The organism is Streptomyces sp. NPDC043854 (assembly GCF_056436005.1).
Map to the genome: position 1 here is coordinate 80,861 of NZ_JBWKDK010000008.1, position 14,575 is coordinate 95,435.

13 protein-coding genes are annotated in these 14,575 nt (G+C 73.1%); 3 read left to right on the top strand and 10 right to left on the bottom strand.

All coding sequences use genetic code 11. The features are described 5' to 3' along the window. Positions 1–169 precede the first annotated feature (169 nt). The 7 genes from pheA to AC068A_RS10415 form a co-directional block, all read right to left on the bottom strand. A complete protein-coding gene (pheA, locus tag AC068A_RS10385) occupies positions 170–1,105 on the bottom strand; it encodes a prephenate dehydratase (RefSeq protein WP_478583432.1) in 936 nt (311 codons plus the stop codon). A gap of 42 nt (positions 1,106–1,147) precedes the next feature. Then, positions 1,148–2,437, bottom strand: coding sequence for an iron uptake transporter deferrochelatase/peroxidase subunit (efeB, locus tag AC068A_RS10390; RefSeq protein WP_478583614.1), 1,290 nt, complete (start codon positions 2,435–2,437; stop codon positions 1,148–1,150). Continuing rightward, the gene (locus AC068A_RS10395) at positions 2,434–4,494 is read right to left on the bottom strand and encodes a copper resistance CopC/CopD family protein (RefSeq protein WP_478583434.1); all 2,061 of its coding nucleotides are present in this window, start codon (positions 4,492–4,494) and stop codon (positions 2,434–2,436) included. Before AC068A_RS10395 ends, efeB begins: the two co-directional genes overlap by 4 nt. A gap of 30 nt (positions 4,495–4,524) precedes the next feature. After that, positions 4,525–5,001, bottom strand: a complete 477-nt coding sequence (locus AC068A_RS10400) for a copper chaperone PCu(A)C (protein WP_478583436.1) — start codon at positions 4,999–5,001, stop codon at positions 4,525–4,527. Continuing rightward, on the bottom strand, positions 4,998–5,651 hold the full coding sequence (locus tag AC068A_RS10405; protein ID WP_478583438.1) for an SCO family protein: 654 nt from the start codon (positions 5,649–5,651) through the stop codon (positions 4,998–5,000). The genes AC068A_RS10400 and AC068A_RS10405 overlap by 4 nt, the downstream gene beginning before the upstream one ends. A 106-nt stretch (positions 5,652–5,757) precedes the next feature. Next, positions 5,758–6,471 (bottom strand): YcnI family copper-binding membrane protein, encoded by a 714-nt coding sequence (locus tag AC068A_RS10410; protein ID WP_478583439.1) that lies wholly within the window; start codon positions 6,469–6,471, stop codon positions 5,758–5,760. A gap of 114 nt (positions 6,472–6,585) precedes the next feature. Next, positions 6,586–7,395 carry a hypothetical protein gene (locus AC068A_RS10415; RefSeq protein ID WP_478583441.1) on the bottom strand — a complete coding sequence of 270 codons (810 nt, stop codon included), beginning with the start codon at positions 7,393–7,395 and terminating at the stop codon, positions 6,586–6,588. A gap of 200 nt (positions 7,396–7,595) precedes the next feature. Between AC068A_RS10415 and AC068A_RS10420 the strand changes: the two genes are divergently transcribed. Beyond that, on the top strand, positions 7,596–8,087 hold the full coding sequence (locus AC068A_RS10420; RefSeq protein WP_478583443.1) for an ATP-binding protein: 492 nt from the start codon (positions 7,596–7,598) through the stop codon (positions 8,085–8,087). A 74-nt stretch (positions 8,088–8,161) separates the two neighbouring features. Here AC068A_RS10420 and AC068A_RS10425 read toward each other — a convergent pair whose 3' ends face one another. Beyond that, positions 8,162–9,628: an aminopeptidase P family protein gene (locus AC068A_RS10425; RefSeq protein ID WP_478583444.1), complete on the bottom strand. Its 1,467-nt coding sequence runs from the start codon at positions 9,626–9,628 to the stop codon at positions 8,162–8,164. 97 nt (positions 9,629–9,725) lie between these two features. Then, on the bottom strand, positions 9,726–11,390 hold the full coding sequence (locus AC068A_RS10430; protein ID WP_478583446.1) for a PP2C family protein-serine/threonine phosphatase: 1,665 nt from the start codon (positions 11,388–11,390) through the stop codon (positions 9,726–9,728). 405 nt (positions 11,391–11,795) lie between these two features. Between AC068A_RS10430 and AC068A_RS10435 the strand changes: the two genes are divergently transcribed. Both AC068A_RS10435 and AC068A_RS10440 read left to right on the top strand, forming a co-directional pair. Beyond that, entirely contained in the window at positions 11,796–12,581 is a 786-nt protein-coding gene (locus AC068A_RS10435) for a bifunctional DNA primase/polymerase (protein WP_478583448.1), read from the top strand. Between the two features lie 129 nt (positions 12,582–12,710). Then, positions 12,711–13,319: a hypothetical protein gene (locus AC068A_RS10440; RefSeq protein ID WP_478583450.1), complete on the top strand. Its 609-nt coding sequence runs from the start codon at positions 12,711–12,713 to the stop codon at positions 13,317–13,319. 182 nt (positions 13,320–13,501) lie between these two features. Here the strand turns inward: AC068A_RS10440 and AC068A_RS10445 are convergent, their stop codons facing one another. Next, complete coding sequence (locus AC068A_RS10445) at positions 13,502–14,476, bottom strand: DUF5926 family protein (protein ID WP_478583452.1); 975 nt, start codon at positions 14,474–14,476, stop codon at positions 13,502–13,504. Positions 14,477–14,575: the final 99 nt, after the last annotated feature.

A 14,575-nucleotide genomic window follows, 5' to 3' on the forward strand; every position in this document is an offset into this window, starting at 1 on the left:
AGAGTTGCCCGCCGATAGACGGGTGACGCCGTTCACCCGTCGCTCTCCAGCGCGAAACCTGAGCCGCCGGCCGATTTGTCGACCTTGCGGGCCCGACTGTCGACTAGTCCACAGGCCTCTTTCTCGTCCTGTGGATAACTCTGTGGACAGTGGGCGGAGGCGGACGAGCCTAGGGTCGGCCGTCGAGGCAGCGGGCCAGCCAGTCGGAAGCAGCCGTGAAGTCGCCGTCCGACGTCCCCGGCCGCGGATCCCGGACGTCACTGCGGGTGACCCCGGCACGGGGATAGGAGCCGAGGAACCGCACCTGGGGACAGGTCCGCTTGAGACCCATCAGCGCCTCGCTCACCCGCCGGTCGGAGACGTGGCCCTCGGCGTCGACCGCGAAGCAGTAGTTGCCGATGCCCTCGCCGGTCGGCCGGGACTGGATCAGCATCAGGTTGACCCCCCGCACGGCGAACTCCTGGAGCAGCTCCAGCAGCGCGCCGGGGTGGTCGTCGCCGAGCCACAGCACCACCGAGGTCTTGTCGGCGCCGGTCGGTGCGGCGGGCCTGGCCGGCCGGCCCACCAGCACGAAGCGGGTCTCGGCGTTCTGCGCGTCGTGGATCTCGGTGACCAGCGGGACGAGCCCGTAGGTGGCGGCCGCGAACTCGCCCGCGAAGGCCGCGTCGAAGCGGCCCTCCTGGACCAGCCGGGCCCCGTCGGCGTTCGACGCGGCCGACTCCCACACCGCGTCGGGCAGGTTCGCCCGCAGCCAGTTGCGCACCTGCGGCTGGGCGACCGGGTGCCCGGTCACGGTCTTGATGTCCGACAGCTGTGTCCCGGGCCGGACCAGCAGCGCGAAGGCGATCGGCAGCAGCACCTCGCGGTAGATCATCAGCGGCTCGCCGGAGGCCAGCTCGTCCAGGGTGGCCGTGACACCGCCCTCCACCGAGTTCTCGATCGGCACCAGCGCCGCCGCCGCCTCCCCGTTGCGCACCGCGTCCAGGGCCGCCGGCACCGACACCATGGGGACGAGCTCCCGGGTCGCGGCTTCCGGCAGTGTGCGGAGGGCGGCTTCGGTGAAGGTGCCCTCGGGACCGAGATAGGTGAAGCGGGTGGCCGACATGCGATCAGCCTAATGCCGGGCACCAGCCGGGAGGGGTTCTGTTCACCCTTCGAGCAGGCGCTGCCCCACGTACTCTCCGTCGCGCGGCCCGGGCGGCACGGCGTACAGGCCGCTGGACTCGTGCCGGATGAACTCCGACAGGGCGTCACCGCGGTCCAGCTTGCGCTGTACGGGCACGAAGCCGCGCAGCGGATCGGCCTGCCAGCAGATGAACAGCAGCCCGGCGTCCGGGGTGCCGTCGGCGGATATCCCGTCGTGGAACGAGAAGGGGCGCCGCAGCATCGCCGCCCCGCCGTTCTGCTCGGGGGCGGAGATCCGGGCGTGGGCGTTGGCGGGGATGACGGGCTTGCCGTCCGGGCCGAGCTTGTCGAGCCCCATCCGGCTGGTCTCCGTGCCGCCCGTGAGCGGCGCGCCCGTGGCCTTGGTCCGGCCTATGACCTGCTCCTGCTGGGCGAGGGACCGCTTGTCCCACTCGTCCAGGAGCATCCGGATGCGCCGGACGACGGCGTACGAGCCCCCGCCCATCCACGCGTGCTCAGCGGGCCCGGGCCCGCCGGCGGGCACGAAGATCCGCTTGTCGAAGTCGGGCTGCGAGGGCTTCGGATTGTTGGTGCCGTCGACCTGGCCCATCAGGTTGCGGGCGGTCATCGGGGTGGCGGTGGCGCCGGGGGACCGGTTGAAGCCGTTCATCTGCCAGCGCACGCGGGCGGCCTCCCCCGCGTCCTTCTGGAGGGAGCGCAGTGCGTGGAACGCGACGAGGCCGTCGTCGGCGCCGATCTGCACCCACAGGTCGCCGTTGCTGCGCTGTGGGTCGAGTCGGTCGGAGGAGAACTCCGGCAGCGGGTCCAGCGCCGTGGGGCGGTGGTCGGTGAGCCCGGTGCGCTCGAAGAAGGAGTGGCCGAAGCCGAAGGTCACCGTCAGGGAGGACGGCCCCGCGTCGAGGGCGATGCCCGTGTCCGCCGTCGGCGCCGTCTCGCCCGCCATGAGCCGGCGGGCCGTGTCGGACCAGCGGCGCATCAGGGCGGCGGCCTCCTTGCGGCCGGCGCCGGGGGACAGGTCGAGGGCGAGCACATGGCCCTTGGCCTGGAGCGGCGTCGTGATGCCGGCCTGGTGGTCGGCGTGGAAGGCGACGCGGGCGGCGCCCACCGAGGACAGCCGGGTGCCGCCGGACGGACCGGCCGCCCCGGACGGCGCGTCGGCCAGGGCGGAGTGCACGAGTGCGCCGCCGGCGCCGCCGAGGGCGAGTCCGGTGGCGCCCGCGGCGCCGACGGTGCCCAGCAGCCTGCGGCGGGAGATTGCGATGTCGGTGTTGCTCTCGGTCACGCTGGTCAGCCGATCTTCACGGTCTTCTGCACGGTGGTCTGGTCGATCTCGGAGGTACGGACGGTCACGTCGATCCGCCACTCCCCGGCGAGCGGCAGCTGGACCCCTGAGGCACTCCAGTGTCCGGGGGCCTCCCGCTCGGGAACGAGCGGGAGGGGGCCGATGTCCTTGGCGGCCAGGGTGAAGGCGACCTTGGTCTCGGGGATGTCGAGGGGGTTGCCGTCGGGGGACTCGACCCAGAGGTGGAGGGTGTTGGCGCCGACCCGGCCCGGGTCGAGCTGGAGCCGGACGGAGCCCTTGCCGTTCGCGCCGCCCGCGTCGAACGGCAGGGTGATCTTGACGGCGCGGTCGGGCACCGCCGTGGCGGCGCCCGCCGTGCGACTGGTCTCCTGCGCGGCGGCACGCCCGGGCTCGGTGCTGGTCAGGAGGGTGGTCACGGCGAGGATCACGATGGCCACGCCCGCCTCGGCGAGCACGGAGCGGCGCAGGCCGGCGCGGTTCGGGTCGGCGTCGCGGGCCTGCCGCTCGCGGGCGTTCTGCACGGCCGCGCGCTGCCGCGCGAGCTGTGCCGCGCGGCGAGGGTCGGTGGGGGCCTCCGGGGCCTCGGGTGCCTCCAGGGCCTCGGGTGCCTCCGGGACCTCGGAGCTCTCGGCCGGTGCCTTGGACGTTTCACGTGAAACACCGCTCGCCGCAGCGGCCTTGGCCGACTCCTCGGTTGGATCCTCGGCCGGTGCCTCGGCCAGCCGCGCGGTCCAGCCCCGGGAGAGGTAGGCGATGCCGACGAGAACGGCGACGATCCCGACCTTCAGCAGCAGCAGCCGTCCGTACTCGGTCCCGGTGAGGGCCGACCAGCTGCCGAGCTGGCGCCAGGACTGGTAGACGCCCGTGACGGTGAGGACCAGGACCGCGGCGAACGCGAGCCGGGAGAAGCGCCGGACGGCGTCGCGCTCGATGCCGGGGACCTTGTGGAGCGCGAGGAGCAGTGCGGCCAGTCCGCCGAGCCAGGCGGCCGCCGCCAGCAGGTGCAGGATGTCGGCGGGCATGGCGATACCGGGCTGGATGCCGGTGGACGCGTGCTCGGACAGGGCCCATGTCGCGGCGATACCGGCGGCGACCACGCTGCCGCCGATGCAGAGGCCGAAGAAGAGGTCCGCGGTGTCCTTCTCGGCGGCGCCGTCAGACCCGGCAGCCCCGTCAGCGCCCGCGGCACGGCCGGCGCGATCGCCGCCGCCGGCGCCGACCTGCCGCCGCGCGTAGGCGCCGAAGAGCACGGCGATGAAGAGCGCGGCGGCCCCGAGCAGCATCAGCCGGGACACCAGGGCGGCGCCGGTCTTGGTCTCCAGCACGGCCTTGAGGCCGCTCAGGTCGAACGCGTCGGCGAACTCCCCGGACCCGGTGTACGGGTTGCGCAGCACCAGCATCACCAGCGTGGCCGCGGTCAGCGTCACCCAGGCCCGCAGGACGAGCTTCTGGACCGGCCGCTGAGCGGACCCCTGCCGCCAGCACGCCAGGACGAAGGCGCAGCTGCCCACCAGCACCGTGAAGCCCGCGTAGGCGGCGTAGCGGGCGATGCCGTACGCGATGCCGACGGGGCCGCCGCCGGCCTGTCGGTCGGGCAGGGTGACGCTGGTGGCCGAGGGGGCGCCGATGGAGAAGGTGAAGGCTCCCGAGATGGGGTGGCTGTCGGCGGAGACGGCCTGCCAGGCGACGGTGTACGTGCCGTCGGGCAGGCCGGAGTGCAGGGCGGTGCCGTAGCGGATGGTGGATCCGCTGCACATGTCGCGCAGTTCGCCGGTGTCCACGCGCTTGCCCTGGGGGTCCAGGACGCGGATCGAGTCGTCGCCCATGGCGACCTGCTCCGAGAAGGAGAGGGTGACCTGGGCGGGAGCCGTGGCGACCACCGCCCCTTCCTTGGGGTCGCTCGCGGTGAGTGCGGCGTGTGCCGTGGCCGGGGCGGCCGCGGTGAACAGGGTCGCCAGCAGGGCTGCGAGGACCAGCGCGAGCCGCGGCAGGAGTGCCGCGGCCCGGTCGCGGGCCGTGGAGGGGGCGGGGGCGGTGGCCGTCATGGCGTGTCAGTCCCTCGGTCCGTCAGTGCGTCAGTGGGATTCGGTGTGCTGGGCCTGGTAGGTCCGTTCCTTCACGTCCAGTTCGACCTTGACCGGGGCGGCCTTCTCGAAACGCAGCTCGATGGTGACCTTGTCGCCGACCTTCGGCTTGTTCTTGAGCCCCATGAACATGACGTGGTTGCCGCCGCGCACCAGCTTGAGCTCGCCGTTCGCCGGCACGTCCATGGACGGGACCTGCTGCATCTTCTGGTCCTTGGTCTCGTGGATCTGCATGTCGTCCGAGAGCGGGCTGGTGACGGCCGTGAGCTTGTCGGCGGTCTTGGAGTCGTTCTTGATGACCATGAAGGCGCCGGCCATCTTGTCGTTGACCGGTTCGGGCATGAACGCGCCGCTGACCGTCATCTTCGGCTTGTCGGCGGCGTCCGAGTCGGAGGAGCAGCCGGATATGGCCAGTGCTGCCGTCAGGGAGAGGGCGGCGGCAAGGGTGCGGGTGGTGCGGGTGGTCACGGGTTCTCCCCCTTGATGATCTTCGGCAGGTCCTTGGTGTAGGTGTCGACGGTCGTGTTCTCGCCGTAGAGGAGGTAGCCCTCGTTCGACTTGGGCGAGAACGCGATGACCTGGGCGCCGTGCATGGAGACGACGCTGCCGTCGGCCTCCTTCTTGGCGGGGTCGATGCCGATGCCGAGCCGGCGCGCGGCGGCCTGGATGGTGGCGAAGTCCCCGGTCAGTCCGATGAAGGACGGGTCCTGGGCCTTGAGCCACGCGCCGAGGGATTCGGGGGTGTCCCGTTCGGGGTCGGTGGTGACGAAGACGACCCGGAGGTTCTCCTGGTCGGCCTTCGGGAGCGCCTTCCTGGCGACGGCGATGTTGCTCATCGTCAGCGGGCACACGTCGGGGCAGTTGGTGTAGCCGAAGTAGATGAGGGTCGGCTTGCCCTGGGTCTGCTCGCGCAGGTTCCACGGCTTGCCGCCGGTGTCCGTGAGGACGAGCTCGGGCTTGTCGAAGGGGCGGTCGAGGACCGTTGCGGCCCCCGCCTTGGACTGGCCGGTGATCTGCGTGACCCCGTCGGTTGCGGCGGGGGTCCCACCGTCGCAGGCGGTGAGGGTGAGCGCAGCCGCCGCCACGAGGGCGGCGACCGTCACACGTGTGGTGCGCATGGTGTGTTGTCCCTGGAATCGGGTGGATTGCTGATGCGCCGCCGGACGAGGGTCCGGCCGCGCGTGATGCCGTGGTGGTGTGGATACGCCCCGGGAGGGCGGCAGGTCAGGACGCGCGGCGGCGCGAGGAGACGCCGAACGCGACGCCGGCGAGGCCGATGGCGATGCCGACGACGCCGAGGGCGCGCGCGGTCGTGTCGGAGCTGCTTCCTGCGGCCTCGGCGTGGCCGTCCCCTGCGGAGTGCGCGCCGTCGGCGGGCTTCTTGGCGTCGCCGTGGTGGGCGTCGGCGGCCTTGGCCGCGGTCAGCTTCAGGACGGGAGCCGGGGTCTGCGGCTCGGCCGCGCCCTCCTTGGGCTCCTCGATCCAGCGGACGACCTCGTTGTTGTCGTACGTCTGGATCGCCTTGAAGACCATCCGGTCGGCGTTCTCCGGCAGCTTGCCGACGGAGACGGGGAACTGCTGGAACTTGCCGGGTTCGATCTTGCCGCCGCTCCAGGTGACCTTGGTGACGGCCTCGTTGATCTGCTTCCCGTGCACGGTGAGCGGCTTGTCGAGCTTGGTCTTCTCGACCGTCACGGTCCAGCCCGGCACGTCCTGCGGCATGACGGACGTCAGCGGCTGGTCGGCCGGGAAGTTGACCTCCAGCTGCGTGGTCGAGGCGTTGTCGCGCTCGTTCGGCACCTTGAAGTCGAGGGTGGCGTAGCCGCCCTTCACTGCTTCGCCGGGCTGCACGCTGACGTGCGCGAAGGCCGAACCGGACAGGGCGAGGACGGAGCCGGCGGCGAGGGCGGCGACGAGGGGGACGCGCGAGGTCTTCATGGCGGAAACACTCCACATGAGGCAGAGATGACGGTGGATCCGCGCGCGGGCGCGCACGGGTTCCGCGGCACCGCCGCCCGGGTGCTCGGTGCTTCCGGGGTGGAGGGTGCCGCGTCAGGCTGCGAGGGCGAGCGCCGTGGGCGGCCCGCGCCTGATCACCGCGTGCTGGAGTGCTTCCCGGCCCGTGGGCGTCGCGGGCTCGGAGGCGGTACGCGGGAGCTTCGGCCCGCCCGCGGGGGCCGGGGCGAGCCCGGCGCCGAGTGCCCGTACGAAGGCCAGGGCGGCGCGCAGCGGGCGTACCGGGCCGGCTTCGGCGGAGCTGCGGGACAGCTCGACGAGCCGGAACAGGGCGGCGTCGCCGCGTCCGAGCAGCCAGGCGGCGGCGACCGCCGCCAGCAGGTGGCCGGCGAACATGCCGGGCGTGAGCAGGCCGGTGGCCGGCTCGACGGCTGCCCGGGCCAGGTGGGCGTGGCCGGCGTGGGCCTGCGCCTCGGCCTGGGCCGCGAGGGCGGCCGGGTCCAGCCCGGCGGCCTCCAGGATCCGCCGGGCGTCGGCCGGCCCGGGCGGGACGGAGCCGCCCCCGCACACCAGCTGCGCGGCGAGTTCCGCCAGCGAGGTGTCGGCGGCGGTGCGCGCCTCGGCGGCCGAGGCGCGGTGCTGGGCGAGGCCGAACACCGCGTGCAGTCCCAGCTGGCCGGCGGCGAGCCCGGCCGCCATGCCGGGCAGCGAGCGCCGTCGTCCCGCGAGCGGGGCGGCGACGGCGAACACGGTGAGGAAGCCGATGACCAGAGCCCACCAGGGCACGGTGGCGCAGGACCCCAGCGCGTGCCCGGCCGCGGACAGCACGACGCAGACCGCGGTGAACACCGCGGCCCGGATCAGCCGGAGGCCGACTCCGGCGGACGTCGCATGGGGGACAGTCATGGCCGGGTCATCATCGCACTGCGCCCGTGCCGCGCATACGGCAGGTCCGGAAGGTCGCGTGTGCCCGTCTGCGACCCGTTCATCTCATCCGTCCATCGCACGGCCATACACGGCGGCCCCGGCGTGCCGCATCGGCCGAATGAGGGCTGTGCGGGCCGCCGGGTGCTTACGGTGCGCCGGGGGTGGCAATAGGTAACCGTATGAGCATCTGGTGGTCTCTCCAGTTGAGGCGCGAAGCCGCGAGCGTGCCGCTCGCCAGGCGACTGCTGCTGAGGACGATGGAGACCGCGGGGGTGGATCCGGACATCTCCTTCGACCTGTCGGTGGCCCTGAGCGAGGCTTGTGCGAACGCGGTGGAGCACGGCGGGCCCGCGCCGGCCGCCGGCCGCGACGGGGAGCCGGCCGCGCAGGCCTGCGGCGCCTACCGCGTCACGGCGTACCTGGACGGGGACCGCTGCCGCATCGAGGTGACCGACTCGGGCCCGGGGTTCCCGGAGGCGGCGGGGCCCGCGGCGTTCACGGGGGCTCCGGATCCGGTGCCGTCGGAGTGCGAGAGCGGTCGCGGTCTGTGGCTGATCGAGGAGCTCGCCGACCACGTCCGGTTCCGCAACCGGCCGGGGCGCGGCGCGGTGGTCAGCTTCGACAAGATCCTGAAGTGGCGCGAGGGGGCGGCCCTGCTCCAGGCGTCGTGATACGCCGACGGGCGGGACCCCCGTGCGTGTGCGTACGGGGATCCCGCCCGTGGCGGGGTGCGGGGTGAGGGCCGTCAGCCCTTCAGGCGGGCCATCCAGGCCTCGACGTCGGCCGAGGCGCGCGGCAGGCCGTCCGACAGGTTCCGGTTGCCGTCCTCGGTGACCAGGATGTCGTCCTCGATGCGGACGCCGATGCCCCGGTACTCCTCGGGCACGGTCAGGTCGTCGGCCTGGAAGTACAGGCCCGGCTCGACGGTCAGGCACATGCCCGGCTCCAGCGTGCCGTCGACGTACGCCTCGGTGCGCGCGGCGGCGCAGTCGTGGACGTCCATGCCGAGCATGTGGCCGGTGCCGTGCAGGGTCCAGCGGCGCTGGAGGCCCAGCTCCAGGACGCGCTCGACCGGGCCCTCCAGCAGGCCCCACTCGACGAGCTTCTCGGCCAGCACGTGCTGGGCGGCGTCGTGGAAGTCGCGGAACTTCGCGCCCGGCTTGACCGCGGCGATGCCGGCCTCCTGGGCCTCGTACACCGCGTCGTAGACCTTGCGCTGGATGTCGGTGTACGTGCCGTTGATCGGCAGCGTGCGGGTGACGTCGGCGGTGTAGAGGGTGTGGGTCTCCACGCCGGCGTCGAGCAGGAGCAGGTCGCCGGGGCGGACGGGGCCGTCGTTGCGGACCCAGTGCAGGGTGCAGGCGTGCGGGCCGGCGGCGCAGATGGAGCCGTAGCCGACGTCGTTGCCCTCGACGCGGGCGCGCAGGAAGAAGGTGCCCTCGATGTAGCGCTCGGAGGTGGCCTCGGCCTTGTCGAGGACCTTCACGACGTCCTCGAAGCCGCGGACGGTGGAGTCGACGGCCTTCTGGAGCTCGCCGATCTCGAACTCGTCCTTCACCGCGCGGGCCTCGGAGAGGTACACGCGCAGTTCCTCGTCGCGCTCGGCGGTGACCTTGTCGGTCAGGGCCTTCTCGATGACGGAGTCGTGGCCGCGCACGACGCGCACCGGGCCCGTGGCCTCGGCGAGGGAGTCGGGGAGCTCGCGGACGTCCTTGACCGGGATGCCCAGGAGCTGCTCGGCCTCGGCGAGGGAGTTGCGGCGGCCGACCCACAGCTCGCCCTGGCCGGAGAGCCAGAACTCGCCGTTCTCGCGGTTGGAGCGGGGCAGCAGGTAGAGGGTGGCCGTGTGGCCGCTCTCTCCGGTCGGCTCCAGGACGAGGGCGCCGTTCTCGGTCTGGTCGCCGGTGAGGTACGCGTACTCGGTCGCGGCGCGGAAGGGGTACTCGGTGTCGTTCGAGCGCATCTTCAGCCGGCCGGCGGGCACGACGAGGCGGTCGCCCGGGAAGCGCGCGGACAGGGCCTCGCGGCGGGCGGCGGTGTGCGCGGCCTGGGCGATGGGCTCGAGGCCGTGGAGCTCGGTGTCGGCCCAGCCGGTGCGCATGTTCTCGGCGAGCTCGTCGCTGACGGCCGGGTACAGCCCGTTCTTGCGCTGCTTGTGCGTCTTCTTGGGCTGCTCTTCTTCCGGGGTCTCCGGGGTGAGCTCGTCAGCCACGTCTTCTCCTCAAGCTACGACAGCTACGACAGGACCGGGTAAGGACCGTATCCATCGTATGTGCGAGGGGAAGACGCCCGGGGACGGCTGTGATAAATCAGTCAAAACGGGCAGCGAGCAGGACCAGGTCCTCCGTGTCCTGCTGCCTGCGGGCCGCGGAGGCGGCGGGCGGGGCGGGCACGGCGGGGGCCGTGCCGCCCTTCACGGGGCCGCCCAATGCCGGGCCGCCCAATGCCGGGCCGCCCAATGCCGGGCCGCCCGATGCCGGGCCGCCCAATGCCGGGTCCCCCTCGGGCAGCACCGCGCGCAGGACGTGCTCGCACAGCGCCGCCGGGTCGTCGCGGACGCCGCGCGGGGTGCCCGCGGCGGCGGCGTGCAGCCGGGCGTAGGCCCGGTCCATCGGTTCGCCTATGCGCCGCAGCAGCCCTTCGGTGTACAGCAGCACCGTTTCTCCTGGTGCCGGTTCGAGCTCCACGCTCGGCGCCTCCCAGCAGGACAGCATCCCGAGCGGCGCGGAGAGCGAGGTCTCCACGTACTCCGTGCGCCGCTCCCCGACGAGCAGCGGCGGGGTGTGGCCCGCGCCCGCCAGGACGATCTTGCGCCGGGCGGGCTCGCAGTAGGCGAAGAGCGCGGTCGCGCAGCGGGCCGGCTCGGTGAGGCGCAGCAGCAGTTCGAGGTCGGACAGGACCGCGACCGGGTCCTCGCCCTCCATCACGGCGTACGCCCGCAGCGAGGCCCGCAGTCGGCCCATGGCGGCGACGGCGCTGGGGCCCGCTCCGGTGACGGAGCCGACGGCCAGCCCCAGGGCGCCCTCCGGCAGCGGGAGCGCGTCGTACCAGTCGCCGCCGCCGTGCGGCCCGGTGTGGTGGCGGGCGGCGAGCTGGACGCCGGGGATCCGGGGCAGCCGGCTGGGCAGCAGCTCCTCGGCGACCGTGGCGAGGCGGCTGCGGGACCGTTCCACCTCCAGCATCCGGGCCAGGTGCTCGGCGGCGTGGCGGACGTAGAGGCCGACGACGCCGCGCTGGCGGCCGTTCGGCTCGGCCTGCTCGTCGTACAGCCAGACGGCGGCGCCGAGCCGGCCGGTGGCCTCGGCGGTCAGCGGCAGGGCGTAGCTGGCGGCGTAGCCGAGCCGGGCGGCGACCTCGCGGTGCCGGGGGTCGACCGGGGCTCCGTACCCGCCGATGCCGGGGGCGGCGTCGGGTTCGGGGAGCACCTCGGAGCCGCCGTGCGCATCGGGGAGTCCGTCGAGGATGCGGCCGTACGGGGTCGCGGCGCGCGGGACGGTCTCGATGTGCCCGAGGTCGGCGCGGCCGAGGCCGAGGCCGATCGTGGTCGTGGGGCCGAGTCCGTCGGAGGGTTCCAGGACGATCAGGCCGCGGCGGGCGCCGACGAGGGCGGCTCCGGCGCGCAGGAACTCCTGGAGGGAGGACTCCAGATCGCCGGCGCGGGCGAGGCGTTCGGTGAGTTCGTGGAGGGTGGTCAGGTCGGAGACCATGCCCGCGAGGCGGTCTTGGACGAGCGTGTTCGGGGCGGGGGCCGCGGCGGGTACGGGGGCGGCCAGGACGGGCGTGGGGGCCGTAGTGTGCGGGACCGATGCAACTGCTGGATCGATTCCAGCCACTTTCGGCAGATGCGGGGCGCTCATGGCGTCCGCCTTTCCACCTGGTGCGATTCGCCATATAGCATCGCAAACCCCCAGATCGTGCTGCGCCGCCATCAATGAATCCACATCTACACGCACACGAGGATCGATGTCCAGCATTGTCCGGCTGGGAATCCTGGTGTCCGTGAGGCGGCAACTCACGGTCCAGCCAAGGCTAGAACTTGGCTGGAAAAAGACGGAAGCGGACGGTTTTTGCGATCGACTGAGCGGGCGCCGAAGTGGCCTCGGGTACGTACTCAGTGATGCCCGGGGGTGGTTGGCGCAGCCCGGCATCCGCCGGGAACCGCCCGGCAGGGGCCGTCGTCCTTAGCGGCGGCAGCCGGTCTCGGTACCGGCGCGGGTCGCGTTCCGCCCCGCCGGACGATTCATGGACCCGTAAGAAAACTGCACGAACCGTGTGAACCTGCTTCTGGCGGACAGTGACGCGAAACGTGTACGTGTGGTGAGTCATCGCTTACATGGTGTGATGTGGCCCTCGGCGTTCAAGGAAAGGAACGAGCGCTCATGCGCGAGATCCTCGGAAGGCGTCTCCAGCGGCTCCGCAACCGCCTGAAAACCCTCCGGCCCGCCCCGGCCCAGAGCGGCGACCAGGCACTTCCCGACCCGGCGCTCCCTGCCACTCCCGACCAGGCGCTCCCCGAAGCGGAGCCCCCCGACGCGGCGTTCCCCGGCACGGCACTGCGCGACGCGGCGGTGGCCTGCGCCGCCGGGCGGCAGTGGCCCGTCCTGCCGGGTGTCGGCCGCTGCGGGACCGGCGCCGCCGACCGCTGTGCCTGCCCTGACCCCGACTGCCCCGTCCCCGGCGCGCACCCCTTCGAGCCGGGGCTGCTCGCGGCCACGACCGACCCCCGGATGGTGGCCTGGTGGTGGACCCGCCGGCCCGCCGCCCCCGTCCTCCTCGCCACCGGCGGCTCCGCTCCGTGCGCGGTGAGCCTGCCTGCCGCCGCGGCCGCGCGGGCCGTCGTACGGCTGGAGGCGCAGGGCATGCGGCTCGGCCCGATCGTGGCCACGCCCACGCGCTGGTCGCTGCTGGTGGCGCCGTACTCGCTGGAACGGCTCGGCGAGCTCCTCTACGCCAAGGACCACGTCCCCTCCGCGCTGCGCTTCCACGGCGAGGGCGGCTACCTGCTGCTCCCGCCCTCCCCCGCCTGCGGCGGCGGGCAGGTGCGATGGGAGCGGGAGCCCGCGGACTCCGGGAGCGTGTCGCTGCCGGAGGTCGAGGCCGTGGTGGACGCGCTGGTCGAGGCGAGCAGCGGGGCCTCCGGCGGCGGCAGTCGGCTCGCGTACTGACGGACCAGGGCGGGCCGCGGCGGCTGCGGTGCCCGCCCTTCACTCGTTCGGGTGCCTGTGCGACGCGTTTCCCGGGGAATTGGGCGCGGGGATCTCCGTGCCCCATTCCCGCGTCGCTATCTTCGGCGAATGAATCTCCGCTTGATCGGTATCGGCGCCGGTGTGCTGATCATCTTGTCGCTCCCGCTGGCCGGAGCGATCGCCGGACCGGATTTCGTCGGTCAGGACGACGGAAAGGGCGGCGGCTTGCTGTCCGCCCTCGGGTTCGCCGATCCACCGGGCCGGTCCGGTGCGGCGGCGCCCTCGGCCGCGTCCGAACGGCAGCACGGCGCGGCGGGCCAGGCCGCGGGCAAGGACGGTCCGGCCCAGCCGGGTCCGCCCGAGCAGTCCCGCACGGACTCCCGGTGCGGTCCCGAACTGTCCTCGCCCCAGGGGGTGGAGGCGCAGACCTGTGTCCTGGCCGCCGACGGGCAGACCTGGGGCCGGAGCTACTTCCGCAACACCGGCGGCCGCGCACTGGACGCCGTCCTGACGATGATGGGACCCGCCGGGCAGACGGTGCAGATCCGGTGCACGGTCGGGGCGGGGGACGAGCCGGGGCTGTGCGAGACCCCGCGGGAGCGCTCGGCAGGGCCGCAGGACGCCTACTCGGCCGTTGCGGAGTTTGCAGTTCCGGGTGAGGAAGGGCGGCTGCTGCTGCGGTCCGGGAGCAACTCACCGGCACCGGAAGAGGGCTGAGCCCCCCCGGAAATGGAAGGGCCCGGTCGCTGGCGACGGGGGATGCACCAGCGACCGGGCTACAAGAACGGTAACAAGAGATCGCCTGTTCGCAAATTCGATCTCTGATATTCAGACACCGATTTGCCGACGATTAGCGGGAGTTGTGACCGCGGTCACCGCTCCTGCGGGCGCGTGGGCGATCAGCTGAGCGTGATCTGGCGGTTGGTGAGCCCGCCGCGCGCCCGGCGCTCCTCCGCGGTCAGCGGCGCGTCCGAGGCCAGCGCCGTGGCCAGGCGCTCCGCGAACTCGGCGGCCGGCTTCTCCACGTCGTCGGCGGTCACGCCGGTGGGCAGGTCCCAGACCGGGACCACCAGGCCGTGCGCCCGGAAGGAGCCGACCAGCCGGGTGCCCTCGCCGAGCGAGGAGGTGCCGGCCGCGTGCAGCCGGGCCAGGGCGTCGAGCAGCTTCTCCTCGGGGTGCGGCATGACCCAGCGCAGGTGGTTCTTGTCCGGGGTCTCGCACCAGTAGGCCGCTTCCACGCTCGCCAGCTTGACCGTGGGGATGGCGGCGGCGTTGGCGCGCTCCAGCGAGGCGGCGATCTCCGGGGAGGCGTTCTGGGCGGTCTCCGCATCCGGAATCCAGAATTCGAAGCCGGTGTGCACAACCGGCTCGAAAACGCTGTCGGTGTCCAGGAGATCCTGAAGTCGGGGGCCCTCGGCGGGAACCCGGCGGCCCGGCACCGGATTGCCCGGTTCCGTGGCCAGGGCGCGCTCCAGGGTGTCGGCCATGTCCCGGGCGAGGTCGCCGGTGGTCGAGTCGTTCTGCAGGGCGAGCAGGACGGAGCCGTCCTCGCGGCGCAGCGCCGGCCAGGCCATGGGCAGCACGGTCACCAGCGTGACGGACGGGACGCCCTCGGGCAGGCCGCCCTTGAGCGTCAGCGGGATGGTCGCCGCCGGCACGAGCTCGCGCAGCGCCACCCAGTCGCATTCGCCGGGCAGGCCCTCGAAGGGACGCTGCACGCGCGCGGTGGCGGCGTGCGCGGCGGCCGCGCCGTGGCAGGCCTTGTAGCGGCGCCCGGATCCGCAGGGGCAGGGCTCGCGCGCGCCCACCACCGGGATCTCCCCGTTCTTGAGCTGCGGCTTTGCACTCTTGGCTGCGGGGCGCTTCTTGGCCATCGTGGGTGTCTCCCGGTTGCGGCGGTACGGCTGTTGCGTCTGGGCGTGAGCCTAGCCGTTTCAGCCGCCGCAACCGGTGGGGTGCGGCCGGGAGCACGG